General features: G+C 72.3%; 25 protein-coding genes. 24 read left to right on the forward strand and 1 reads right to left on the reverse strand.

Annotated features, from left to right (window positions below; translation table 11 throughout):
• The first annotated feature begins 2 nt into the window (after window positions 1-2).
• The 11 genes from ACIBO1_RS27330 to nusB all read left to right on the forward strand — a co-directional run bounded on the left by ACIBO1_RS27330 (window position 3) and on the right by nusB (window position 8,979).
• Window positions 3-905, forward strand: coding sequence for a sulfotransferase domain-containing protein (locus tag ACIBO1_RS27330; RefSeq protein ID WP_396751361.1), 903 nt, complete (start codon window positions 3-5; stop codon window positions 903-905).
• Window positions 902-2,164, forward strand: coding sequence for a hypothetical protein (locus ACIBO1_RS27335; RefSeq protein ID WP_396751363.1), 1,263 nt, complete (start codon window positions 902-904; stop codon window positions 2,162-2,164). Before ACIBO1_RS27330 ends, ACIBO1_RS27335 begins: the two co-directional genes overlap by 4 nt.
• Before the next feature lie 224 nt (window positions 2,165-2,388).
• Entirely contained in the window at window positions 2,389-2,865 is a 477-nt protein-coding gene (locus tag ACIBO1_RS27340) for a UDP-N-acetylglucosamine--LPS N-acetylglucosamine transferase (RefSeq protein ID WP_396751405.1), read from the forward strand.
• Window positions 2,862-3,551 (forward strand): glycosyltransferase, encoded by a 690-nt coding sequence (locus tag ACIBO1_RS27345; RefSeq protein WP_396751365.1) that lies wholly within the window; start codon window positions 2,862-2,864, stop codon window positions 3,549-3,551. The genes ACIBO1_RS27340 and ACIBO1_RS27345 overlap by 4 nt, the downstream gene beginning before the upstream one ends.
• Window positions 3,548-4,468, forward strand: coding sequence for a glycosyltransferase family 2 protein (locus tag ACIBO1_RS27350; RefSeq protein ID WP_396751367.1), 921 nt, complete (start codon window positions 3,548-3,550; stop codon window positions 4,466-4,468). The genes ACIBO1_RS27345 and ACIBO1_RS27350 overlap by 4 nt, the downstream gene beginning before the upstream one ends.
• A 96-nt stretch (window positions 4,469-4,564) precedes the next feature.
• Window positions 4,565-5,743 (forward strand): chorismate synthase, encoded by a 1,179-nt coding sequence (aroC, locus tag ACIBO1_RS27355; protein WP_396751369.1) that lies wholly within the window; start codon window positions 4,565-4,567, stop codon window positions 5,741-5,743.
• Entirely contained in the window at window positions 5,740-6,261 is a 522-nt protein-coding gene (locus ACIBO1_RS27360; RefSeq protein ID WP_396751371.1) for a shikimate kinase, read from the forward strand. The genes aroC and ACIBO1_RS27360 overlap by 4 nt, the downstream gene beginning before the upstream one ends.
• Before the next feature lie 9 nt (window positions 6,262-6,270).
• Window positions 6,271-7,347, forward strand: coding sequence for a 3-dehydroquinate synthase (aroB, locus tag ACIBO1_RS27365; RefSeq protein WP_396751373.1), 1,077 nt, complete (start codon window positions 6,271-6,273; stop codon window positions 7,345-7,347).
• Window positions 7,344-7,784, forward strand: coding sequence for a type II 3-dehydroquinate dehydratase (gene aroQ / locus ACIBO1_RS27370; RefSeq protein ID WP_396751375.1), 441 nt, complete (start codon window positions 7,344-7,346; stop codon window positions 7,782-7,784). The genes aroB and aroQ overlap by 4 nt, the downstream gene beginning before the upstream one ends.
• Before the next feature lie 200 nt (window positions 7,785-7,984).
• Window positions 7,985-8,545 (forward strand): elongation factor P, encoded by a 561-nt coding sequence (gene efp, locus ACIBO1_RS27375; RefSeq protein ID WP_131053401.1) that lies wholly within the window; start codon window positions 7,985-7,987, stop codon window positions 8,543-8,545.
• A 23-nt stretch (window positions 8,546-8,568) separates the two neighbouring features.
• Window positions 8,569-8,979, forward strand: a complete 411-nt coding sequence (gene nusB, locus ACIBO1_RS27380; RefSeq protein WP_176093304.1) for a transcription antitermination factor NusB — start codon at window positions 8,569-8,571, stop codon at window positions 8,977-8,979.
• 94 nt (window positions 8,980-9,073) lie between these two features.
• Here the strand turns inward: nusB and ACIBO1_RS27385 are convergent, their stop codons facing one another.
• Complete coding sequence (locus ACIBO1_RS27385; protein WP_117229180.1) at window positions 9,074-9,562, reverse strand: transcriptional regulator; 489 nt, start codon at window positions 9,560-9,562, stop codon at window positions 9,074-9,076.
• A 314-nt stretch (window positions 9,563-9,876) separates the two neighbouring features.
• Between ACIBO1_RS27385 and pyrR the strand changes: the two genes are divergently transcribed.
• From pyrR to ACIBO1_RS27450, 13 genes are all read left to right on the forward strand, one after another.
• A complete protein-coding gene (gene pyrR / locus ACIBO1_RS27390; protein WP_396751378.1) occupies window positions 9,877-10,464 on the forward strand; it encodes a bifunctional pyr operon transcriptional regulator/uracil phosphoribosyltransferase PyrR in 588 nt (195 codons plus the stop codon).
• A 55-nt stretch (window positions 10,465-10,519) separates the two neighbouring features.
• A complete protein-coding gene (locus tag ACIBO1_RS27395) occupies window positions 10,520-11,446 on the forward strand; it encodes an aspartate carbamoyltransferase catalytic subunit (RefSeq protein ID WP_350694976.1) in 927 nt (308 codons plus the stop codon).
• Window positions 11,443-12,720, forward strand: coding sequence for a dihydroorotase (locus tag ACIBO1_RS27400; protein WP_396751380.1), 1,278 nt, complete (start codon window positions 11,443-11,445; stop codon window positions 12,718-12,720). The genes ACIBO1_RS27395 and ACIBO1_RS27400 overlap by 4 nt, the downstream gene beginning before the upstream one ends.
• On the forward strand, window positions 12,717-13,877 hold the full coding sequence (carA, locus tag ACIBO1_RS27405) for a glutamine-hydrolyzing carbamoyl-phosphate synthase small subunit (protein WP_396751382.1): 1,161 nt from the start codon (window positions 12,717-12,719) through the stop codon (window positions 13,875-13,877). The genes ACIBO1_RS27400 and carA overlap by 4 nt, the downstream gene beginning before the upstream one ends.
• Window positions 13,870-17,241, forward strand: coding sequence for a carbamoyl-phosphate synthase large subunit (gene carB / locus ACIBO1_RS27410; protein WP_396751384.1), 3,372 nt, complete (start codon window positions 13,870-13,872; stop codon window positions 17,239-17,241). The genes carA and carB overlap by 8 nt, the downstream gene beginning before the upstream one ends.
• A complete protein-coding gene (locus tag ACIBO1_RS27415) occupies window positions 17,238-18,278 on the forward strand; it encodes a quinone-dependent dihydroorotate dehydrogenase (RefSeq protein ID WP_396751386.1) in 1,041 nt (346 codons plus the stop codon). The genes carB and ACIBO1_RS27415 overlap by 4 nt, the downstream gene beginning before the upstream one ends.
• Window positions 18,279-18,716: 438 nt before the next feature.
• Complete coding sequence (locus tag ACIBO1_RS27420) at window positions 18,717-19,991, forward strand: adenosylmethionine--8-amino-7-oxononanoate transaminase (RefSeq protein ID WP_396751388.1); 1,275 nt, start codon at window positions 18,717-18,719, stop codon at window positions 19,989-19,991.
• Between the two features lie 75 nt (window positions 19,992-20,066).
• Window positions 20,067-20,903 (forward strand): orotidine-5'-phosphate decarboxylase, encoded by an 837-nt coding sequence (gene pyrF, locus ACIBO1_RS27425; RefSeq protein ID WP_396751390.1) that lies wholly within the window; start codon window positions 20,067-20,069, stop codon window positions 20,901-20,903.
• Window positions 20,904-21,074: 171 nt separating this feature from the next.
• Entirely contained in the window at window positions 21,075-21,392 is a 318-nt protein-coding gene (gene mihF / locus ACIBO1_RS27430) for an integration host factor, actinobacterial type (RefSeq protein WP_117229171.1), read from the forward strand.
• A gap of 25 nt (window positions 21,393-21,417) precedes the next feature.
• Window positions 21,418-21,951 (forward strand): guanylate kinase, encoded by a 534-nt coding sequence (locus tag ACIBO1_RS27435; RefSeq protein ID WP_396751392.1) that lies wholly within the window; start codon window positions 21,418-21,420, stop codon window positions 21,949-21,951.
• Window positions 21,952-22,003: 52 nt separating this feature from the next.
• Window positions 22,004-22,267: a DNA-directed RNA polymerase subunit omega gene (rpoZ, locus tag ACIBO1_RS27440; RefSeq protein ID WP_007075826.1), complete on the forward strand. Its 264-nt coding sequence runs from the start codon at window positions 22,004-22,006 to the stop codon at window positions 22,265-22,267.
• Between the two features lie 13 nt (window positions 22,268-22,280).
• On the forward strand, window positions 22,281-23,492 hold the full coding sequence (coaBC, locus tag ACIBO1_RS27445; RefSeq protein ID WP_350694964.1) for a bifunctional phosphopantothenoylcysteine decarboxylase/phosphopantothenate--cysteine ligase CoaBC: 1,212 nt from the start codon (window positions 22,281-22,283) through the stop codon (window positions 23,490-23,492).
• An 87-nt stretch (window positions 23,493-23,579) separates the two neighbouring features.
• Window positions 23,580-23,983 (forward strand): S-adenosylmethionine synthetase N-terminal domain-containing protein (locus tag ACIBO1_RS27450; protein ID WP_396751395.1); only part of this gene is annotated, 404 nt, incomplete at its 3' end.

Genomic DNA, 23,983 nt, shown 5'->3' on the forward strand with positions numbered 1-23,983 from the left:
TCGTGTCGTCCATCCGGGACCGGGTGAAGCAACTGGTGCCGACCCAGGTGACGAACCGGGTACGGGAGAGCCTCGTCGACTACGGGGTCCGCACCAGCGACCGGCGTCCGTTGCCGGACTTCCTCATCATCGGCACCAAGCGGGGCGGGACCACCTCGCTGTGGAACTACCTCATCCAGCATCCGCTGGTGCCCCGGCTCTTCCCGGCCTGGAACACGAAGTCCTCGCACTACTTCGAGGAGCACTGGGGTCGCGGTGAGGCGTGGTACCGCTCGCACTTCCCGACGCTGCGCCAGCGGGAGGCGCTGGAGAACCGGCACGGCGGCCCGGTCCGTGTCGGTGAGGCGGCACCGCTGTACATGTTCCACCCGCTGGCCGCCGAGCGGGTCGCCGCGCTGATGCCCACGGTGAAGCTGATCGTGCTGCTGCGGGACCCGGTCGAGCGGGCGTACTCGCACTGGAAGGAGCGGCGGACCAACGGCGTGGAGCCGCTGGACTTCGCCGCCGCGCTGGCCGCCGAGCCGGAGCGTACGGCGGGGGAGCGGGAGCGGCTGATCGCCGAACCGGAGTACTTCAGCGAGGCGTACGACTGGCACACCTATCGGGCCCGGGGCCGCTACCTGGAGCACCTGGAGCCGTGGCTGGAGCGGTTCGACCGCTCGCAGCTGCTCTTCCTGCCCAGCGAGGACCTTTACGGCGACGCGCGGGCCACCTACCGCCGGACCCTGGACTTCCTCGGCCTGCCCGCGTTCGACCTGCCCGACTTCAAGGTCTACAACGACCGGCGGTCGGCACCCCTGGAGGCGGACCTGCGCGCCGAGCTGACCGAGTACTACCGCCCGCACAACGAGGCGCTGCGGCAACGGCTGGGGCTGTCGCTCGACTGGCCGGACCGGGTCGCGTGACCACGGCCGCCACCGCGACCGCCGACCCCCGTTCGCGCGGCGACGGGCTGGGCTGGGTCACCCGGGCGGTCTTCGGTGACGAGCGGATCGCCCTCTCGGTGGACGCCGCGCCGCCCGCCGGGCACACCGTGGTGGCCCGGTACGCGGTCGTCCCGTCGATCGCCCGGGCCCGGTTCCTGCTGCCGCTGGGCGCGCCCCGGGTCACCGCGGCGGCGCTGCTGGCGTACAACGCGTTGCGGCCGGCGAAGGTGCGGGCGGTGCGGGCCGCGCTGGGTGCGGCGGCCTGGGTCGGCATCGTCGACCGGGCGTCGTTCCCGGTGCTCACCGTCGCGGTGCCCACCGGGCTGGACCCGGCCGAGGCGCTGCTGGCCGCCCGGGTCGCCGCCGCGCTCGGCGACGAGCCGTTGTACGCGGCGTGCGGGGTACGCCCACCGGATCCGAACCACAAGCCGACGCTGCAACTGTTCGACCGCACCGGCGCCCCGCGCGGCTACGCGAAGATCGGCTGGAACGACGCCACCCGGGCCCTGGTCACCACCGAGGCGGCGGCGCTGCGGGAGGTGGCCGAGTCGGGCGGGGTCGGCGGGCACCCGGGTACTCCTCGGCTGCTCACCGAGCTGAGCTTCGCCGGGCAGGTGGTGGCGGTGGTCGAGCCGCTGCCGGCACGGATCCGGGGCGTACCGGTCGACGGGCCGCCGGAGGTCGGCGCGTTGCTCGCGGTGGCCCGCCGGGGCGGGCCGGCGACCGCGTCGCGGCCGCTGGCCGGTTCGGCGTTCCTGGCCCGGCTGACCGAGCAGGCGCAGCGGTCCGCCGCGACCGAGGGAGTCGGCGAGCGGGCGGTGACCGCCGTCGCCGCGGTGGCCCGTCGACACGGCGACGTGGACGTGGAGTTCGGCCACTGGCACGGCGACTGGGTGCCGTGGAACCTCGGTCGGCACGACGGTGAGCTGATCGCCTGGGACTGGGAGCACAGCGGGCCGGAGGTGCCCGTCGGGTTCGACCTGGCCCACGACGCGTTCCAGCGCTCGGTGGTGCTGCGCGGCGAACCGGCCGCCCAGGGTGCCGCGCAGGTCGACGCGGGGTTGGCCCGGCACGGTGCCGCCCTCGGGTTGGACCAGGCCCGGCAGCGGTTGGTCGCCGACGCCTACCTGGTGGAGATGTGGCTGCGTACCTGGCGGCTGGCGGACGCCGGGGCCGGGTGGAATCCGGCGCTGCATCCCGCGCTGCTGGACACCATCGAGGAACGACATAGCGGCTGATCCATCCGCAGCACCGCACTGTCGACGTCGGACAGTGATGAGATAACTTCAGGTAGTGACGGTGGTTGATGGTCGGTCGGCCACTCGGCCTACCGCAACCGCCACGTACGGAGATCACGTAACACCCGGTCACATCTTTCACCGCCGGGCGACGTGTGGTCTGCTGCTGCGTGGCGCCGACAGGAATTCCAAGCGAACTTGTGGGGAGTCGCGTGGACGCGAAGATCGACGAACCCGGGTCCGACCAGCAGCCGGTGATACTGCTGGTCGGTTCGAGCGGCGGGCACCTCGCCCAGTTGCTGGCCCTGCGGCCCTGGTACGAGACATGGCGACGGTGCTGGGTCACCTTCGACACCCCGGAGGCGGTGTCGCTGCTCGCCGGTGAGGACGTGGTGCCCGCTCACCACCCGACCACCCGCAACGTGCGCAACCTGCTGCGCAACGCGGTGCTGGCGGCTCGGGTGCTGCGGCGACGCAACGTGGCGGCGGTGGTCACCACCGGCGCGGGCGTGGCCGTCCCGTTCGTGGTGCTCGCCCGGCTGCGCCGTATCCCGACCGTCTACATCGAGGTCTACGACCGGATCGACACGCCGACGCTGACCGCCCGGCTGTGCCGCCCGTTCCTGTCGGCGATGCTCGTGCAGTGGGAGGAGCAGCGCCGCCAGTACCCGGAGGCCACCGTCGTCGGGACGCTGCTGTGAACGCGGCCGGCGACGCGCACCGGGTCGCGCCGGTACGCCCACGCCCCACCCGGGTCGAGCCGGGCCGGATACCCGCGCCGCGCGGGCCGCACCCGGACGGCCGCACCCGCATCCTGGTCGCGGTCGGCACCGACAAGCACCCCTTCGACCGGCTGGTCGACTGGCTGCGGGACTGGCACGGCGAGGTCGCCGGCGAGGTGGTGCTGACCGTGCAGCACGGGCACACCCGCGCCGACGGGCTGCCCGACGCGGTGCCGTTCCTCGGCCACGCCGAGTTGCAGACCGCGATGGCCGAGGCCGATCTGGTGGTCTGCCACGGCGGGCCGGCCACCATCCTGGAGGCGCGCCGGCACGGGCACCTGCCGATCGTGGTGCCCCGCGACCCGACCCGGGGCGAGCACGTCGACGACCACCAGTTGCTGTTCGCCCGTCGGCTCGGCACGGCCGGGCTGGTGGCGCTCTGCGAGTCCCGGCAGGAGTTGCTCGACGCGCTCGCCGCCGGCCGGGCCGACCGGTCCCGGTTCGCCGTGACGGTCGACGCCGAGGCCGTCGAGGGGCAGCGGGCCGCGGTCCGCCGGGTGGGAACCATCGTCGAGGAGTTGGTGGCCGAGGCCGCGCAGCGGCGTCACCGGCCGTGGTGGCGGCCGTGGCGTGGGCCCGGTCCGAACGGAAGGCGGAACCGATGACCTCCTACCCGAGCGTGAGCGCCGTGGTGCCCACCCGGGACCGCCCCGAGCTGCTGCGGGCCGCGGTCCGCGCGATCGTGGCGCAGGACTATCCCGGCCCGGTCGAGGTGGTCGTGGTGTACGACCAGTCCGAGCCGGACCCGTCGCTGGTCAACCTGTCCGGCCCGGACCGGACCGTCCGCGTGGTGACCAACACCCGTACGCCGGGACTGGCCGGAGCCCGCAACTCGGGCACGCTGGCGGCCGTCGGCGAGCTGATCGCCTTCTGCGACGACGACGACGAGTGGCTGCCCGGGAAACTGCTGGCACAGGTCGACGCACTGCACGCGGTGCCCGGCGCCGAGTTCGTGAGCTGCGGAATCCGGGTCACCTACGACGGGCGCACCGTCGAGCGGGTGCTGGACCGCGACTCGATCAGCCTGGCCGACCTGCTGCGGGACCGGATGACCGAGCTGCACCCGTCGACCTTCGTGATCCGCGCGGCGGCGTTGCGCGACGGGTTCGGGCTGGTCGACGAGGAGATCCCGGGCAGCTACGCGGAGGACTACGAGTTCCTGCTCCGGGCCGCCCGCAGTGCTCCGCTGGTCAACCTGCGCACCCCGTACGTGACGGTGCGCTGGCACAAGCGGTCGTACTTCGCCCAGCGCTGGGACACCATATCCGAGGCGTTGCAGTGGCTGCTGGAGCGCTATCCCGAGTTCGCCACCCAGCCGGCGGGGGAGGCCCGGGTCGCCGGGCAGATCGCCTTCGCCCGGGCCGCCTCGGGGGACCGTCGCGGTGCCATGCGCTGGGCCCGGCGCACCATCCGCCGCAACCCGCGCGAACCCCGGGCGTACCTGGCCCTGGCCGTGGCCGGGCGGGTGGTCCGCGCCGACGCCGTGCTGCGCACGCTGCACAAGCGCGGCCGAGGCATCTGACCGACCGGCACCCACCGCACCGTTCGCCGCGTCCGCAGGGCGGGACGCGGCGGGCGGTGCGCGTCGGCGGGCACCCGGCGTGACAGACTGGCCGCTGTGTTGCGCTGGTTGACCGCAGGGGAATCACACGGGCCCGCTCTCGTCGCGTTGCTGGAGGGGGTGCCGGCCGGGATCGAGGTGACCTCCACCGAGATCGCCGGGGAGTTGGCGCGCCGCCGGCTCGGCTACGGCCGAGGTGCGCGGATGGCCTTCGAGCAGGACGAGATCGAGATCATCGGCGGTCTGCGGCACGGCGTGACGCTGGGCAGCCCGGTCGCGATGCGGGTCGGCAACTCCGAGTGGCCCAAGTGGCGCACCGTGATGGCCGCCGACCCGGTCGACCCGGAGGAGCTGGCCCGGCAGGCCCGCAACGCGCCGCTGACCCGGCCCCGGCCCGGTCACGCCGACCTGGCCGGCATGCAGAAGTACGGCCACACCGACGCCCGGCCGATCCTGGAGCGGGCCAGCGCGCGGGAGACCGCCGCCCGGGTGGCCGTCGGCACGGTGGCCAAGGCGCTGCTCCGCCAAGCCCTCGACGTCGAGATCGTCTCGCACGTGGTCGAGCTGGGTCCGGTCGCCGTCAAGCCAGGGCTGCGCCCCCGCCCCGAGGACGCCGAGCGCATCGACGCCGACCCGCTGCGCTGCCTCGACCCCGAGGCCAGCGCCCGGATGGTCGCCGAGGTCGACGCCGCGAAGAAGGCCGCCGACACCCTCGGCGGTGTGGTCGAGGTGCTGGCGTACGGCGTACCGCCGGGCTTGGGCAGCCACGTGCAGTGGGACCGCAAGCTCGACGCCCGACTGGCCACCGCGCTGATGTCGATCCAGGCGATCAAGGGTGTGGAGATCGGCGACGGCTGGCAGCAGGCCCGGTCCCGGGGCTCCGAGGCCCACGACGAGATCATGCCCACCGCCACCGGCGTCCGCCGGGTCACCGACCGGGCCGGTGGTCTGGAGGGCGGCATCACCACCGGCGAGCCGCTGCGGGTGAAGGCCGCGATGAAGCCGATCTCCTCGCTCAACCGTGCCCTGGCCACGGTGGACGTGACCACCGGCGAGCCGGCCACCGCGATCAACCAGCGCTCCGACGTCTGCGCGGTGCCCGCCGCCGCCGTCGTCGCCGAGGCGATGGTGGCGCTGGTGCTGGCCGAGGCGGCCGTGGAGAAGTTCGGTGGCGACTCGGTCGCCGAGATGCGGCGCAACCTGGCCGGTTACCTCGACGCACTGGTGATCCGGTGACCGCTCCGACCCGCCCGGTCTGCGTCCTGGTCGGCGCGCCCGGCTCGGGCAAGACCACCATCGGGCAGGGGCTGGCGGAGGTGCTCGGGGTCGAGTTCCGCGACACCGACGCCGACATCGAACGCCTGGCCGGCAAGCCGATCCCGGAGATCTTCGTCGACGAGGGCGAGCCGCACTTCCGCGCCCTGGAACGCGCGGCGGTGGCGGCGGCGCTGACCTCCTGCCCCGGCGTGCTGGCCCTGGGCGGTGGCGCGGTGCTGGCCGAGGAGAACCGGGCCGCACTGGTCGGGCACCACGTGGTGCACCTCTCCGTCGAGCTGCCCGACGCGGTCAAGCGGGTCGGTCTGGGCGCCGGGCGGCCGCTGCTGGCCATCAACCCCCGCGCCACCCTGAAACACCTGATGGACCAGCGCCGGCCGCTCTACACCGAGGTGGCCACCCACACCGTGGTGACCGACGGCCGCACGCCGGAGGAGATCGTCGCCGAGATCGCGCAGCTACTGCGCACGGATGGTTAGGTTCCCGCGATGGACGAGGTGACCCGGATCCCGGTCGGCGGCGAACGGCCGTACGACGTCCTCGTCGGGCGGGACCTGCTCGACACGCTGCCGGGCCTGCTGCCCGACGCCACCCGGGTGGCGGTGCTGCACACCGCGCCGCTCAAGGAGTCGGCCGACGCGATCGGCGCCCGGCTGGCCGCGTCCGGCGTCACGCCGCTCGCGATCGAGGTGCCGGACGCCGAGGCCGGCAAGCACGTCGACGTGGCGGCACACTGCTGGGACCGGCTCGGCGAGGCCGGCTTCACGCGTACCGACGCGGTGGTCGGGCTGGGCGGCGGCGCCGTCACCGACCTGGCCGGTTTCGTGGCCGCCTGCTGGCTGCGCGGGGTTCGCTGGGTGCCGGTGGCCACCTCGCTGCTCGGCATGGTCGACGCGGCGGTCGGCGGCAAGACGGGCATCAACACCGCCGCCGGCAAGAACCTGGTGGGCGCCTTCCACCCGCCGGTCGGGGTGCTCGCGGACCTGACCACGCTGGACAGCCTGCCCCAGGTCGAGTTGGCCGCCGGCATGGCCGAGGTGGTCAAGTGCGGCTTCATCGCCGACCCCGCCATCCTCGACCTGGTCGAGCGGGCACCGGCGGCGGCCACCGACCCGACCGGCCCGGTCGTCCGGGAACTCATCGAACGCGCGATCCGCGTGAAGGCCGACGTGGTCGCCGGAGACCTGCGCGAGTCGGGCGTACGCGAGGTGCTCAACTACGGGCACACCCTCGCCCACGCGATCGAGAAGGTCGAGGAGTACCGCTGGCGGCACGGTCACGCGGTCGCGGTCGGCCTGGTGTACGCCGCCGAGCTGGCCCGGCTCGCCGGCCGCCTGGACGAGTCCACCGCCCGCCGGCACCGTGACGTGGTGACCGCACTCGGCCTGCCCACCGACTACCCGGCCGACGCCTGGCCCCGGCTGTTGGCCACCATGCGGGTGGACAAGAAGGCGCGGGGCAGCCGACTGCGTTTCGTTGTCCTCGACGGGCTGGCCCGCCCGGCCATCCTCGAAGGCCCCGACGACGAGCTGCTCTTCGAGGCATACCGCGCGGTGTCCTCATGAAGGTCTACGTGCTCAACGGGCCCAACCTGGGCCGGTTGGGCACCCGCCAGGTCGACGTCTACGGCGTGACCAGCTATGCCGACCTGGTCGAACTCTGCGAGTCGACCGGACGGGAACTCGGACTCAGCGTCACCGTCCGGCAGACCGACGCCGAGCACGAACTGCTCGGCTGGCTGCACGACGCCGCGGACGAGGGTGCCGCCGTGGTGCTCAACCCGGCCGCGTGGTCGCACTACTCGATCGCCGTCCGGGACGCCTGCGCGCTGCTGCGCGCCCCGCTGGTCGAGGTGCACATCTCCAACATCCACGCCCGGGAGGACTTCCGGCACCACTCGGTCGTCTCCGCGGTGGCCACTGGGGTCATCTGCGGGCTGGGCGTGGACGGCTACCGCCTGGCTCTGCACCACCTGTCCACCCACCTCGACCAGGACGGCTGACCCACCAGGGTGTGGGCAGCGGTGACGACACTTTCCGTAACCGTCGAGGGGTGGAGTGGTCCCTGACCTCGCCCGATCGGCGGGTCCTGATGGCCGCCGGATCGGGGTCGCGGGGTGGGCGGGACGGCGGCGGACAGCGGATCGGCGGGCGGCTAGTAGACTTGCCAGGTCTGTCCGCCAGCTGATGATCAAGGCAGGAAATGGCCACCACCAACGACCTGAAGAACGGCCTGGTACTCAACCTCGACGGGGAGCTCTGGGCCGTCGTCGAGTTCCAGCACGTCAAGCCCGGTAAGGGTGGTGCGTTCGTGCGTACCACGCTGAAGAACGTGCTCTCCGGCAAGGTCGTCGACAAGACCTTCAACGCGGGCACCAAGGTCGAGACCGCGACCGTGGACAAGCGCACCATGCAGTATCTCTATGCTGACGGCGAGGACTTCGTCTTCATGGACATGGAGACGTTCGACCAGATCACGGTGCCCGGCGGGACGGTCGGAGAGGCCGCCAACTACCTGCTCCCCGAGGCCGAGGCGATCGTGGCCACGCACGAGGGCGTCCCGCTGTACATCGAGCTGTCGACCTCGGTCGTGCTCGAGGTCACCTACACCGAGCCCGGCCTGCAGGGTGACCGTTCGACCGGTGGCAACAAGCCGGCGACCGTGGAGACCGGCGCGACCGTGAACGTGCCGCTCTTCATCACCACCGGTGAGAAGATCAAGGTCGACACCCGCGACGGTCGTTACCTCGGCCGCGCCTCCTGATGGCCGAGGGTCCCAAACAGCAGATGCCGGCGCGCCGCAAGGCGCGCAAGCGGGCGCTGGACGTGCTCTTCGAGGCCGACCTGCGTGATCGTCCGCCGGTGGAGGTGCTCGCCGGTTACATCGAGCGGCTCGACAAGCCGCATCCCGAGCATCTCGGGTACGCGGTCGGTCTGGTCGAGGGCGTGGCCGGGAACCTGGACCGGATCGACGAGCTGATCGCCAGCTACGCCGAAGGCTGGACGCTGGACCGGATGCCGACGGTCGACCGGAACCTGGCCCGGATCGCGGTCTACGAGCTTCTCTACATCGACGAGATCGACGACGCGGTGGCGATCAGCGAGGCGGTGGAGCTGGCCCGGCAGATGTCGACGGACGACTCGCCGCGCTTCCTCAACGGCCTGCTCGGCCGGATCGCCGAGTACGCGACGCGCTGAGCGTCCCGGCCGGGCGGCGACGAAACCGAGTCGGTCTGCCGGACTGCGACAAAGGGGCCCATGCCGGATGGCAGGGCCCCTTTGTCGTCAGGGGTCAGGAGGCGAAGAACGCCCGCGGGTCGGCGACCAGCACGCCGTGCTCGGTCAGGCGCTCGATCAGGCCCGACGGGGAGGCGTCGTAGACGATGGCGAGGGCGCGCAGGTCGTCGGCGCGGATCGACAGCACCCGACCGTTGTAGTCGCCCCGCTGCTGCTGGATGGCGCGGGCGTACCGGGCTACGTAGGCGAGCTCCTCGCTGGCCTCGTCGTAGAGCCGCTCCAGGTCCAGCACGATCTTGCTGGTGGGCTCGTGCCGCACTCCGCTGCCGTCGGGCAGCAACTCCGAGACGGGAACGCGGTAGAACTCGGCCAGCTCGGCCAGGCGGGACACGGTGACGGCACGGTCGCCGCGCTCGTACGAGCCGACCACCACCGCCTTCCAGCGCCCGTTCGACTTCTCCTCCACGCCCTGCAGGGACAGGCCCTGCTGCTGGCGGATGGAGCGCAGGCGGGCGCCCAGAGACTTGGCGTATTCAGAGGGCATTCGGACACTCCCAGTGCTGCTCGGGGTTCTCCCAGCGATCGCTACGGAGCGTGACGGTACGGGGATTCGTACACCCGGTCAAGTGGTCGAGTCCTGCCGGTTGGACGCTCGGGGCGAGTTGTCCCGTTCTGCCCGCTGAACCGATACTCGTGCCGTCACGCCGTGCGTGGCCGGGACCACTCGCTCCCGAGGGTGGTCGCGGCGGCGACCACTGGTAACGTGGCCGAAGCCCCTCCGCCGGCCGATCTTGACCGGTCCGGAGTACCCGACGTCCTTTAACGACCCGTCCCGTGAGGCGGGGAAGGAGGTCCGCCGTGGCCTACCCATCGGCCGCCCAATCGTCGCCGCCGCGACAACCCTCGGTGAAGGTGATCCTGACCAGCGCCGACGTGCAACGCGTCGTCGACCGGATCGCACACCAGATCCTCGAGAAGACCCAGGGCGCCGCCGACACCGTGTTGTTGGGCATCCCGACCCGTGGCGCACCGCTCGCCCGGCGCCTCGCCGCACGGATCAGCGCCTTCGAGGACGTCTCCGTCCCGGTCGGCGTGCTGGACATCACGCTCTACCGCGACGACCTGCGCCGCAACGCGACCCGGGCGGTCGGCCCGACCCAGCTCCCCGCCGGCGGCATCGACGGCATGCGGGTGGTCCTCGTCGACGACGTGCTCTTCTCCGGCCGGACGGTCCGCGCCGCGCTGGACGCGCTCGGCGATCTCGGTCGGCCGTCGTCGGTGCAGCTCGCCGTGCTGGTCGACCGGGGTCACCGGCAGTTGCCGATCCGCGCCGACTACGTGGGCAAGAACATCCCGACGGCCCTCGCCGAGAGCGTCAAGGTCACCCTCGCCGAGACCGACGGCACCGACGAGGTCCGCCTCTACGGGGAGGTGACCCTCTCGTGAGCGCGAGGAGTGCAGCGAAGCGGAGCCCCGCAGTCGCGAACGGAAGGCGGGCAAAGTGATCCGGCACCTGCTCTCCGGCGCCGATCTGGACGCCGAGACCGCGACCCAGATCCTGGACACCGCCGAGGAGATGGCCGCGGTGGCCGGGCGTGAGGTGAAGAAGCTGCCCGCGCTGCGCGGCCGGACGGTGGTGAACCTCTTCTACGAGGACTCCACCCGGACCCGAATCTCCTTCGAGGCGGCGGCGAAGCGGCTCAGCGCCGACGTGATCAACTTTTCCGCGAAGGGTTCCAGCGTCGCCAAGGGCGAGAGCCTGAAGGACACCGCGCTGACCCTCCAGGCCATGGGGGCCGACGCGGTGGTGGTCCGCCATCCCGCCTCCGGCGCCCCGCACCGGCTCGCCGACTGGGTCGACGGTTCGGTGGTCAACGCCGGTGACGGCACCCACGAGCACCCGACGCAGGCGCTGCTCGACGCGTACACGATGCGCTCCCGGCTGGGCCGGCTGGCCGGCCTGTCGGTCGCGGTGGTGGGCGACGTGCTGCACTCCCGGGTGGCCCGCTCGAACGTGCTGCTGCTCTCCACGCTCGGCGCGAAGGTGACCCTGGTCGGGCCGCCGACACTCATCCCGCGCGACATCGCCGCCGCCCTCGCCCCCGGCACCGGCGTCTGCTACGACCTGGACGCGGTGCTGCCGTCGTCGGACGTGGTGATGATGCTGCGGGTGCAGCGGGAGCGGATGGGTGACTCCTACTTCCCGTCCGCCCGCGAGTACGCGCGCCGCTACGGCCTGGACGGCCCACGGATGCGCCGGCTTCCGGAGCACGCGATCGTCATGCACCCCGGTCCGATGAACCGGGGCATGGAGATCACGCCCGAGGTCGCCGACTCGCCCCGCTCCACCATCGTCGAACAGGTCGCCAACGGGGTCTCCGTCCGGATGGCCGTCCTCTATCTGCTGCTCGGGGGGAACAACCGGTGAACTCGTACCTGATCAGGAACGTCAGCGTGCTCGGTGCCGCACCGACCGACCTGCTGATCCGCGACGGCGTGGTCGCCGAGGCCGGCGCGGGGCTCTCCGCGCCGGACGCGACCGTGGTCGACGCCGCCGGGCTGGTCGCCCTGCCCGGCCTGGTCGATCTGCACACCCACCTGCGCGAGCCCGGCCGGGAGGACGCCGAGACCGTCGAGACCGGGTCGCGGTCGGCGGCGCTGGGCGGGTACACGGCGGTCTGCGCGATGGCGAACACCTCGCCGGTGGCGGACACCGCCGGGGTGGTCGAGCAGGTGTGGCGGCTCGGTCGGGAGGCCGGGCTGGTCGACGTGCAGCCGATCGGCGCAGTCACCGTCGGGCTGGCCGGTGAGCGCCTGGCCGAGCTGGGCGCGATGGCCGACTCCGCCGCCCGGGTGCGGATCTTCTCCGACGACGGGCACTGCGTCGCCGACCCCCGGCTGATGCGCCGCGCCCTGGAGTACGTCAAGGCGTTCGACGGGATCATCGCCCAGCACGCCGAGGAGCCCCGGCTCACCGAGGGCGCGCAGATGCACGAGGGCGAGGTCTCCACCCGACTGGGCCTGACCGGCTGGCCGGCGGTGGCCGAGGAGGCCATCATCGCCCGGGACGTGCTGCTGGCCGAGCACGTCGGCAGCCGGCTGCACGTCTGCCACGTCTCCACCGCCGGCAGCGTCGAGGTGCTGCGCCAGGCCAAGGCCCGGGGGGTACGGGTCACTGCCGAGGTGACTCCGCACCACCTGCTGCTCACCGATGTTCGGGCCGAGACGTACGACCCGGTCTTCAAGGTGAACCCACCGCTGCGGACCGCCACCGACATCGCCGCCCTGCGGGCCGCCCTGGTCGACGGGGTGATCGACATCGTGGCCACCGACCACGCCCCGCACGCGGTGGAGGACAAGGAGTGCGAGTGGGCGTACGCCCGGCCCGGGATGCTCGGGCTGGAGACGGCGCTGTCGATCGCGCTCGACGTGCTCGGCCCGGAGTGGGACCTGATCGCCGAGCGGATGTCCCGTACCCCGGCGCGGATCGCCGGTCTGACCGAGCACGGGCACGACCCGGCGCCGGGCGTGCCGGCCAACCTGACCCTGGTCGACCCGGCGGTCCGTCGGGTGATCGAGCCGGCCGAGATGGCCAGTCGTAGCCGCAACACCCCGTACGCCCGGATGACGCTGCCGGGTCGCATCGTGGCGACCTTCCTGCGCGGCGAGGCGACGGTCCTGGACGGAAAGGCTGTCAAGTGAAACGCAGGTCCGCGATTCTCGTCCTGGAGGACGGTCGCACGTTCCACGGCGAGGCGTACGGCAGCGTCGGGGAGACCTTCGGCGAGGCGGTCTTCAACACCGGGATGACCGGTTACCAGGAGACGCTGACCGACCCGTCGTACCACCGTCAGGTCGTCGTGCAGACCGCCCCGCACATCGGCAACACCGGCGTCAACGGCGAAGACGACGAGTCGCGACGCATCTGGGTGGCCGGGTACGTGGTGCGTGACCCGGCCCGGGCCAGCTCGAACTGGCGGGCCACCGGTGGCCTGGAGGACCGGCTGGCGACCGAGGGCATCGTCGGCATCAGCGAGGTGGACACCCGGGCGCTGACCCGGCACCTGCGCGAGCGCGGCGCGATGCGGGTCGGTATCTCCAGCGTCGACGACGACCCACGGGCGTTGCTGGCCCGGGTACGCGAGGCGCCGCAGATGCTCGGCGCGGACCTCTCCGCCGAGGTGACCACGGCGGAGCCGTACGTGGTCAAGGCCGAGGGCGAGCACCGGTTCACGGTGGCCGCGCTCGACCTGGGCATCAAGCGCAACGTGCCGCGTCGGCTCGCCGCGCGTGGGGTGACCACGCACGTCATGCCGGCGCACTCGACCATCGAGGACCTGCTGGCCACCGGGGCGGACGCGGTCTTCTTCTCGCCGGGTCCGGGTGACCCGGCCACCGCCGACGGGCCGGTCGGACTGGCCCGGGAGGTACTGCGGCGGCGGATACCGCTGTTCGGCATCTGCTTCGGCAGCCAGATCCTGGGCCGGGCGCTCGGCTTCGGCACCTACAAGCTCGGCTACGGCCACCGGGGCATCAACCAGCCGGTCCTCGACCGGGTCACCGGCAAGGTGGAGGTGACCAGCCACAACCACGGCTTCGCGGTGGAGGTGCCCGGCGTGACGCCGGGTGCGGTGGTGCCGGACCAGGTGATCGAGACCGAGTTCGGCGGCGTGCAGGTCAGCCACCTCTGCCTCAACGACAACGTGGTCGAGGGGCTGCGGGCCAAGGACGTGCCCGCCTTCACCGTCCAGTACCACCCGGAGGCGGCAGCCGGTCCGCACGACGCGGACTACCTCTTCGACCGCTTCGCCGAGTTGATCGAGGGCCGGACCCACAGCGAGGGGCGTACGAATGCCTAAGCGGACCGATCTCAAGCACATCCTGGTGATCGGCTCCGGGCCGATCATCATCGGGCAGGCCTGCGAGTTCGACTACTCCGGCACCCAGGCGTGCCGGGTGCTGCGCAGCGAGGGGATCCGGGTCAGCCTGGTCAACTCGAACCCGGCCACCATCATGACCGACCCGGAGTTCGCCGACGCCACCTACGTCGAGCCGATCACTCCGGAGTTCGTGGAGCTGGTCATCGCCAAGGAGCGGCCGGACGCCGTGCTGCCCACGCTGGGCGGGCAGACCGCGCTGAACACCGCCGTGGCGCTGCACGAGGCCGGTGTGCTCGACAAGTACGGCGTCGAGTTGATCGGCGCGGACGTCGACGCGATCCGGCGCGGCGAGGACCGGCAGCTCTTCAAGGACATCGTGGCCAAGGCCGGCGTACGCATCGGGATCGAGGACCCGGCGGGCCTGGTGCCACGCTCGCGGGTCTGCCACTCGATGGACGAGGTCCGCGAGACGGTCGGTGAGCTGGGCCTGCCGGTGGTGATCCGGCCGTCGTTCACCATGGGCGGCCTCGGCTCGGGCATGGCGCACACCGACGCGGACCTGGAGCGCATCGCCGGTGCCGGGCTGGACGCCAGCCCGGTGCACGAGGTGCTGATCGAGGAGAGCGTGCTCGGCTGGAAGGAGTACGAGCTCGAACTCATGCGGGACCGCCACGACAACGTGGTGGTGGTCTGCTCGATCGAGAACCTCGACCCGATGGGCGTGCACACCGGCGACAGCGTGACCGTGGCACCGGCCATGACGCTGACCGACCGGGAGTACCAGGACCTGCGCGACCTGGGCATCGCGGTGCTGCGTGAGGTCGGCGTGGACACCGGCGGCTGCAACATCCAGTTCGCGATCAACCCGGCCGACGGCCGGATCGTGGTCATCGAGATGAACCCCCGGGTGTCGCGTTCCTCGGCGCTGGCCTCGAAGGCGACCGGGTTCCCGATCGCGAAGATCGCCGCGAAGCTGGCCATCGGCTACACGCTGGACGAGATCCCCAACGACATCACCCTCAAGACGCCGGCCGCGTTCGAGCCGACGCTCGACTACGTGGTGGTGAAGATCCCCCGGTTCGCGTTCGAGAAGTTCCCCGGCGCGGACCCGGAGCTGACCACCACGATGAAGTCGGTCGGCGAGGCGATGAGTCTCGGGCGCAACTTCAGCGAGGCGCTGAACAAGGCGATGCGTTCGCTGGAGACCAAGGCGGCGGGTTTCTGGACCCTGCCCGACCCGGCGGACGCGACCAGGGAGAACACGCTCGCGGCGCTGGGCGTGCCGCACGACGGCCGCCTCTACACGGTGGAGCGCGCGCTGCGGCTGGGCGCTTCGATCGCCGAGGTCAGCGCCGCCTCCGGCGGAATCGACCCGTGGTTCCTGGACCAGATCGCCGGGCTGGTCGAGCTGCGTGCCGAGATCGTGGCCGCGCCGGTGCTCGACGTCGGGCTGCTGCGCCGGGCCAAGCGGGCCGGGCTGTCCGACCGGCAGTTGGCCGCGCTGCGTCCGGAGCTGGCCGCCGAGGACGGGGTACGCCGGCTGCGGCACCGGCTGGACGTGCGGCCGGTCTACAAGACGGTGGACACCTGCGCCGCCGAGTTCGAGGCGAGCACCCCGTACCACTACTCCTCGTACGACTCCGAGACCGAGGTGGTCGGCTCGGTGCGGCCCAAGGTCCTGATCCTCGGCTCCGGGCCGAACCGGATCGGGCAGGGCATCGAGTTCGACTACTCCTGCGTGCACGCGGTCCAGGCGTTGCGGGAGGCGCCGGCCGGCCCGGTCGGTGGCGGTGGGTTCGAGACCGTGATGGTCAACTGCAACCCGGAGACGGTTTCCACCGACTACGACACCGCTGACCGGCTCTACTTCGAGCCGCTCACCTTCGAGGACGTGCTGGAGGTCTGGCACGCCGAGGACACCTCCGGTCGGGAGGCCGGCGGACCGGGCGTGATCGGCGTGATCGTGCAGCTCGGCGGGCAGACCCCGCTCGGCCTGGCGCAGCGGCTCAAGGACGCCGGGGTGCCGGTGGTGGGCACCTCCCCGGAGTCGATCCACCTGGCCGAGGAGCGTGGCGCGTTCGGGTCGTTGCTGGCCCGGGCCGGTCTGCGGGCGCCCGAGCACGGCACCGCCACCTCGTACGAGGAGGCGAAGGGGATCGCCGACGAGATCGGCTACCCGGTGCTGGTCCGCCCCTCGTACGTTCTGGGCGGGCGGGGCATGGAGATCGTCTACGACGACGTGACGCTGCGCGACTACATCGGGCGGGCCACCGACATCTCGCCGGACCACCCGGTGCTGGTGGACCGGTTCCTGGATGACGCCATCGAGATCGACGTGGACGCGCTCTGCGACGCCGACGGCGAGGTCTACCTCGGCGGGATCATGGAGCACATCGAGGAGGCCGGCATCCACTCCGGCGACTCGTCGTGCGCGCTGCCGCCGATCACCCTGGCCAGCTCGCACGTGGCCCAGGTCCGCGGGTACACCGAGGCGATCGCCCGGGGCATCGGCGTACGCGGCCTGCTCAACGTGCAGTACGCGCTCAAGGACGACGCGCTGTACGTCCTGGAGGCCAACCCGCGTGCCTCGCGGACGGTGCCGTTCGTCTCCAAGGCCACGGCGGTGCCGCTGGCCAAGGCGGCGGCCCGGATCGCACTCGGCGCCACCGTCGCGGAGCTGCGCGCCGAGGGGATGCTGCCGGCGACCGGGGACGGTGGCACGCTGCCGCCGGACGCCCCGATCGCGGTGAAGGAGGCGGTGCTGCCGTTCAAGCGGTTCCGCACCCCGGCCGGCAAGGGAGTGGACTCGCTGCTCGGCCCGGAGATGAAGTCGACCGGCGAGGTGATGGGCATCGACACCGCCTTCGGGCACGCCTTCGCCAAGTCCCAGTCGGCCGCGTACGGCTCGCTGCCCACTCAGGGCAAGATCTTCGTGTCGGTGGCGAACCGCGACAAGCGCGGCATGATCTTCCCGGTGAAGCGCCTGGCCGACCTGGGCTTCGAGATCGTCGCGACCAGCGGCACCGCCGAGGTGCTGCGCCGGCACGGCATCGACTGCGAGCTGGCCGCCAAGCACTACGAGGCCGGTGCCGACGACGACGCGGTCTCGCTGATCCGCAGCGGCCGGGTGGCCCTGGTGATCAACACCCCGCAGGGCTCCGGAGCCAGCGCCCGCTCCGACGGGTACGAGATCCGCAGCGCGGCGGTCACCGCGGACATCCCGTGCATCACCACCGTGCCGGGTGCCGCCGCGGCGGTGATGGGCATCGAAGCCCTGATCCGGGGTGACATGCAGGTGCGCCCGTTGCAGGATCTGCACGCCACCCTGCGGGCCAGCCGGTGATCTTCGAGCGGACGCTTCGGCGCGGGCTGTTCCGTATCGGCGGCGGTGACGCCGAGGCGGCACACGAGTGGACGCTGCGCCGACTGGCCGCCCTGTCCGGGCGGCCGGTCGCGCTGGCGGCCCTGCGCGCCCGGTACGCCGTGGCCGCGCCCCGCACGGTCTTCGGGGTGCGGTTCCCCAACCCGGTCGGCCTGGCCGCCGGGATGGACAAGGACGGCGCCGCGCTGCCGGCGTGGCCGGCGCTCGGCTTCGGCTTCGTCGAGGTCGGCACGGTCACCGCGCACCCGCAGCCGGGCAACCCCCGACCGAGGCTGTTCCGGCTACCGGACAGCGAAGCCGTGATCAACCGGATGGGCTTCAACAACGCCGGGGCCGAGGCGCTGGCCGCCCGGCTCGCGGCGCTGGCCCGGCCGCTCGGCGTACCGCTGGGGATCTCGCTGGGCAAGTCGAAGGTGACGCCGCTCGACGAGGCGGTGGAGGACTACCGGGCGTCGTACCGCGCGCTGCGCGGGCACGGCGACTACTTCGCGGTCAACGTCTCCTCGCCGAACACCCCCGGACTGCGCGAGTTGCAGGACCGCGCCCACCTGGACGCGCTGCTGGCCGCACTGGTGGGGGAGAAGCCGGTGCTGGTGAAGATCGCCCCGGACCTGACCGACGCGGCCATCGCCGAGCTGCTGGAGGTCTGCCTGGCCCGGGGCGCGGCCGGGGTGATCGCCACGAACACCACCCTCGGCCGCACCGGGCTCGCCCCGGCCGACCAGGCCCGGTCCGCCGAGGCCGGGGGGCTCTCCGGCCGCCCGCTGGCCGACCGGGCCCGGCAGGTGGTCTCCTTCGTGCACGCCGAGACCGGTGGCCGGCTGCCGATCATCGGCGTGGGTGGCATCGTCGACCCCGACGACGCCGCCCGGATGTTCGACGCGGGCGCCAGCCTGGTCCAGCTCTACACCGGTTTCATCTACCGGGGGCCGGCCCTGCCCCGCGCGGTCGCCCGCGCGGCGGCGGCCGCCCCGGCTCCGGCCACGACCGGGTCGTGAACCGGATGAGGCGGCGGCGCCACCCCCGCTCCCGCTCCCGCCGGAGCGGACGGCCACGAACACCAGGCGCCGCCGCCCCCACCACCCCGACCTCGGCACCCTCGCCTCGCCCCAGGCTCTCGCCTCTCCCCGGACGCCCGCCTCTCCCCGGACACCGTCGTGCCTCCCCGCCCCGGAGTCCGTCCCCGCGCTCGCTGGGCTCGTCCGCGCGCTCGCTGGGCTCGGCCGGTCGCCCGTCGAGAAGCTGGCCCGCCGCGCCTGCTCTGCTTCGACGGACGCGTCGGTGGAGTCCGGCCGGTCGGCTGGTGGGGTGCTCCCGCGTGGCCACCGGGGAGTGCGGGGCGGGCGCGAGGACGGCGAGTCCCCGCTACCGGAGGCGGCAACGGGACCGGGTGTGGGAGGGGACGTGGGCATGGGCAGCGTGGACAGGGAGGGCGGATGACGCCGGAGGAGATTCTCGCCGCCGACGCGGCGCACGTCTGGCACCCGTACGCGACACTGCCGCCGGCGGTGCCGCCGTACGTGGTGACGGAGGCCGAGGGCGTACGGCTGCGACTGGCCGACGGGCGCTCGCTCGTCGACGGCATGTCGTCCTGGTGGTCGGCGATCCACGGGTACCGGCACCCGGTGCTGGACGCGGCGGTGACCGACCAGCTCGGCCGGATGAGCCACGTGATGTTCGGCGGGCTGACCCACGAACCGGCCGTGCGGTTGGCCCGGACGCTGGTCGAGCTGGCCCCGGAGGGGCTGGAACACGTGTTCCTGGCCGACTCCGGGTCGGTCAGCGTCGAGGTCGCGGTGAAGATGTGCCTGCAGTACCAACGGGCCGTCGGTCGGCCGGAGCGTCGCCGGCTGGGCACCTGGCGGGGCGGGTACCACGGCGACACGTTCCACCCGATGAGCGTCTGTGACCCCGAGGGCGGCATGCACCACCTCTGGGGCGACGTGCTGCCCCGGCAGGTGTTCGCACCGGTGCCGCCCGGTGGCTTCGCGTCCGGGCCCGACCCGGCGTACGAGGCGGCGTTGGTGGAGGCGGTCGAGCGGCACGCCCACGAACTGGCGGCGGTGATCGTGGAGCCGGTGGTCCAGGGGGCCGGCGGGATGCGCTTCCACCACCCGCACTATCTGCGGGTGTTGCGCGAGGTGACCCGGGCGCACGGGGTGCTGCTGATCTTCGACGAGATCGCCACCGGCTTCGGCCGGACCGGGACGATGTTCGCCGCCGAGCATGCCGGGGTCAGTCCGGACGTGATGTGCGTCGGCAAGGCGCTCACCGGCGGCTACCTGACGCTGGCCGCCGCACTCTGTACGCCGGAGGTGGCGCGGGGCATCCGGAGCGGCGGGGTTCTGGCGCACGGCCCGACGTTCATGGGCAATCCGCTCGCCTGCGCGGTCGCCAACGCCTCGCTGGGTCTGCTGCGGGCCGGGGACTGGGCCGGTGAGGTGGCGCGGCTCCAGCGGGGTCTGCGTGCCGGCCTGGAGCCGCTGCGTGGCGCGTCGGGCGTGGTGGACGTGCGGGTGCTCGGCGGGATCGGCGTGGTGCAGCTCGACCACGAGGTGGACATCGGTGCCGCCACGGCCGCCGCGGTGGCCGAGGGGGTGTGGCTGCGGCCGTTCCGGGACCTGGTCTACACGATGCCGCCGTACGTCACCTCGGACGCCGATCTGGCACTGGTCGCGACCGGTGTCGCGGCAGCTATCAGGGCGGGCTGAGTAGATCGGCGCGGATCAGGGACACAGGTTGAGTAGACGAGCGCGACAGGTTGAGGACGAGAGGAAAGCTGGCTGATGGAGAGCTTCGGCGCGCGGTTGCACCGGGCGGTCGACGAGCGGGGTCCGCTCTGCGTCGGGATCGACCCCCACCCGGAACTGCTGGCCACATGGGGGCTGGACGACGACGTCGACGGGCTGCGGCGCTTCGCCGGGACCGTGGTGGACGCCCTCGGTGACCGGGTTGCGGTGGTCAAGCCCCAGTCGGCCTTCTTCGAGCGATTCGGGTCTCAAGGGGTGGCGGTACTTGAGTCAACTATCCGACAGTTACGAGATTCCGGATCGCTCGTTCTGCTGGACGTCAAGCGCGGCGACATCGGCTCGACCGTCTGCGCGTACGCCTCGGCGTACCTGGACCCATCCAGTCCCATGTATGTCGACGCGGTGACCGCGAGCCCCTTCCTGGGCGTCGGCTCGCTCGCCCCGATGTTCGAGCTGGCCGCCGAGCACGGCGGCGGAGTCTTCGTCCTGGCGCTCACCTCCAACCCCGAGGGCGCCTCGGTCCAGCGTGCGCGCGGTGCCGACGGTCGTACCGTCGCGCAGACGGTGATCGACGAGATTTCCCAGCTCAACGCGGGTGCGGAGCCGCTCGGGAGCATCGGCCTGGTGGTCGGTGCGACGGTCGGCGAGACCGGCTGCGACCTCTCCGCGGTGAACGGTCCGCTGCTCGCACCCGGGCTCGGCGCGCAGGGCGCCACGGCCGGCGATCTACGGGTCGTCTTCGGTTCGGCCCTTACCTCCGTGCTGCCCTCGTACTCCCGGGAGGTGTTGGGAGCGGGCCCACGGCCGGAGGCGCTGCGGGCCGCGGCGGAGCGCGCCGTGGCGGACTGCCGGGCGGCCCTGGCGATGTCATGACTGACTGACGGCTCGGTCACTTTGCGGTGATCATCGCGTGCCCACGTTGCCGAAAGCTCCGTTGACCGCTAGTTTTCCCCGCGCTGGGAACCCCTTGGTTCACAGCGACACCACGTTTCACAGATGCGGCGGTGCGTCCCGCCCGTCGCGATAGGGACCTGAGGAGAACTGGTGCCGCTCCCGTCACTGACCCCTGAGCAGCGCGCAGCCGCGCTGGAGAAGGCTGCGGAGATCCGCAAAGCCCGTGCCGAGCTGAAGGAGCAGCTCAAGCAGGGCAAGACCACCCTCGGAGCCGTTCTTGCGCGCGCCGAGTCCGACGATGTCGTCGGCAAGCTGAAGGTGTCGGCCGTGCTGCAGGCGATGCCCGGTATCGGCAAGATCCGAGCCACCCAGATCATGGAGAAGCTCAAGATCGCCGACAGCCGTCGCCTGCGTGGCCTCGGCGAACAGCAGCGCAAGGCCCTGCTTGGGGAGTTCGCCGCCAACTGAGCACGGCTGCGTGTAGAAACAAGCAGTGAGCTTGGATGACGAGACGCGCCCGGCGGCTCGGCTCACTGTCCTGGCCGGCCCATCCGGCGCCGGTAGGGAGAGTGTCGTCGAGCTGGTCCGGGCGCGTTCTCCGTCTGTGTGGACGCCGCTCGCGGTCACCACCCGGCCCCGCCGGGAGGGCGAGCTGGAGGGCGTCCACCGGCACTTCCTCGCCCCGCTGGAGTTCGACCGCCGGGTGGCCCGGGGCGAACTGCTGGAATGGAGCCGTTGCGGGGCGTACCGGCGTGGCACGGAGCTGGCGCCGGTCCGGGACCGGCTCGCCGCCGGCTCGCCGGTCCTGCTCCCGCTCGACCTCGACGGGGCGCTGCTGGTCCGCGCGGTGGTACCCGACGCGCGACTCGTCCTACTCCATCCGCCCGGCCGTCGTCCGGGTACGGCCACCGTGACGGCTTTCGACCGGAGCGTGTCGCACGACCGCACCGAGCGCGTAGTGGACGAGCTGGTAGGGTTGATCGGTTCTTCATTCCTGGCTCCGGCCCGGCCGCGTCCGCGCGGTTGAGCGCCGGCACCGCGTGACACGCGGTCCGTGCGAAAGACGCAGAGGTTAATCCGTGGGATCCATCGCCAACCCCGAAGGCATCACCAACCCGCCGATCGACGAGCTCCTGGAGAAGACGACGTCGAAGTACGCGCTGGTCATCTTCGCGGCCAAGCGCGCGCGTCAGGTCAACGCCTACTACAGCCAGCTCGGCGAGGGCCTGCTGGAGTACGTCGGCCCGCTGGTCGAGACGACCCCGCAGGAGAAGCCGCTCTCGATCGCGATGCGCGAGATCAACGCCGGCCTACTCACCGCCGAGCCGACCGACCAGCCGTAGGCTCCGCGCGTCGATGAGCGCCCGGATCATCCTCGGTGTCGGCGGCGGCATCGCCGCCTACAAGGCGTGCGAGGTGTTGCGCCGGTTCACCGAGTCGGGCCACCAGGTCCGGGTCGTGCCGACCGCCGCCGCGCTGCGGTTCGTCGGCGCGCCGACCTGGGCGGCGCTCTCCGGTCAGCCGGTCGCCGAGGACGTCTGGTCCGACGTGCACGAGGTGCCGCACGTCCGCCTCGGCCAGCAGGCCGACCTGGTGGTGGTCGCACCCGCCACCGCCGACCTGCTGGCCAAGGCCGCGCACGGCCTCGCCGACGACCTGCTCACCAACACCCTGCTCACCGCCCGCTGCCCGGTGGTGCTGGCGCCGGCCATGCACACCGAGATGTGGGAGCACCCGGCCACCGTCGCCAACGTGGCGACCCTGCGGGCCCGGGGCGTACGCGTCATCGAACCGGCGGTGGGACGGCTGACCGGTGCCGACACCGGTAAGGGCCGGCTGCCCGACCCGGCCGAGATCTTCGCGGTCGCCCGCCGTGCGCTCCGCCGAGGCGTCGACGCCCCCGCGGACCTGGCCGGCCGGCACGTCCTCGTCACCGCCGGCGGCACCCGCGAGCCGTTGGACCCGGTCCGGTTCCTCGGCAACCGATCCTCCGGCAAGCAGGGCTACGCGTTCGCCCGGTCGGCGGTCGCCCGGGGTGCCCGGGTCACGCTGATCTCGGCGAACGTCGAGCTGCCCGACCCGGCCGGGGCGGACATCGTCCGCGTCGGCACCACCGGCGAACTGCGCGACGCCACGCTCGCGGCCGCCGTCGACGCCGACGCGGTGGTGATGGCGGCGGCTCCGGCCGATTTCCGCCCCGCGACGTACGCGCCTGGCAAAATCAAGAAGTCGGACGACGGCACCGCACCCAGCATCGCGCTCGTGACCAACCCGGACATCGCCGCCGAGCTGGGCCGAGGCCGCCGACCGGAGCAACTGCTGGTGGTGTTCGCCGCGGAGACCGGCGACGCCGAAGCCAACGGACGGGCCAAACTCGCCCGTAAGCGGGCCGACCTCATCGTCATCAACGAGGTCGGGCCGGACAAGGTCTTCGGCGCCGAGACCAACGCGGCCACCGTCATCGGCGCGGACGGTTCGGTCACCCGGATGCCCGAACAGTCCAAGGAAGATCTCGCCGACGGGGTGTGGGACCTGGTGGTCGCGCGGCTCGCCGACGGCTCCTCCTGACCACGATCCACCTGCTGACCATCGACCCGGCGCTCGGCGGTGAGTGACTAGACTGCCGCGGAACGACGTCCACAACTTAGGAGTGCCGTGACACGCCGCCTCTTCACGTCCGAATCGGTCACGGAAGGCCACCCGGACAAGATCGCTGACCAGATCAGTGACGGCATCCTCGATGCCCTGCTCGGCCAGGACCCGCACAGCCGCGTCGCGGTGGAAACCCTGATCACGACTGGTCAGGTGCACGTGGCGGGTGAGGTGACGACGAAGGCGTACGCCGACATCCCGACGATCGTCCGCGAGACCATCCTCGGCATCGGCTACGACTCGTCCAAGAAGGGCTTCGACGGGGCCTCCTGTGGCGTCAGCATCTCCATCGGGGCGCAGTCGCCGGATATCGCGCAGGGTGTGGATAACGCCTTCGAGTTGCGGACGGGTTCGTCGGAGTCGGCGTTGGATGCGCAGGGTGCCGGTGATCAGGGGATGATGTTTGG

The organism is Micromonospora sp. NPDC049903 (assembly GCF_044460945.1).
Taxonomy (GTDB): Bacteria; Actinomycetota; Actinomycetes; order Mycobacteriales; family Micromonosporaceae; genus Micromonospora.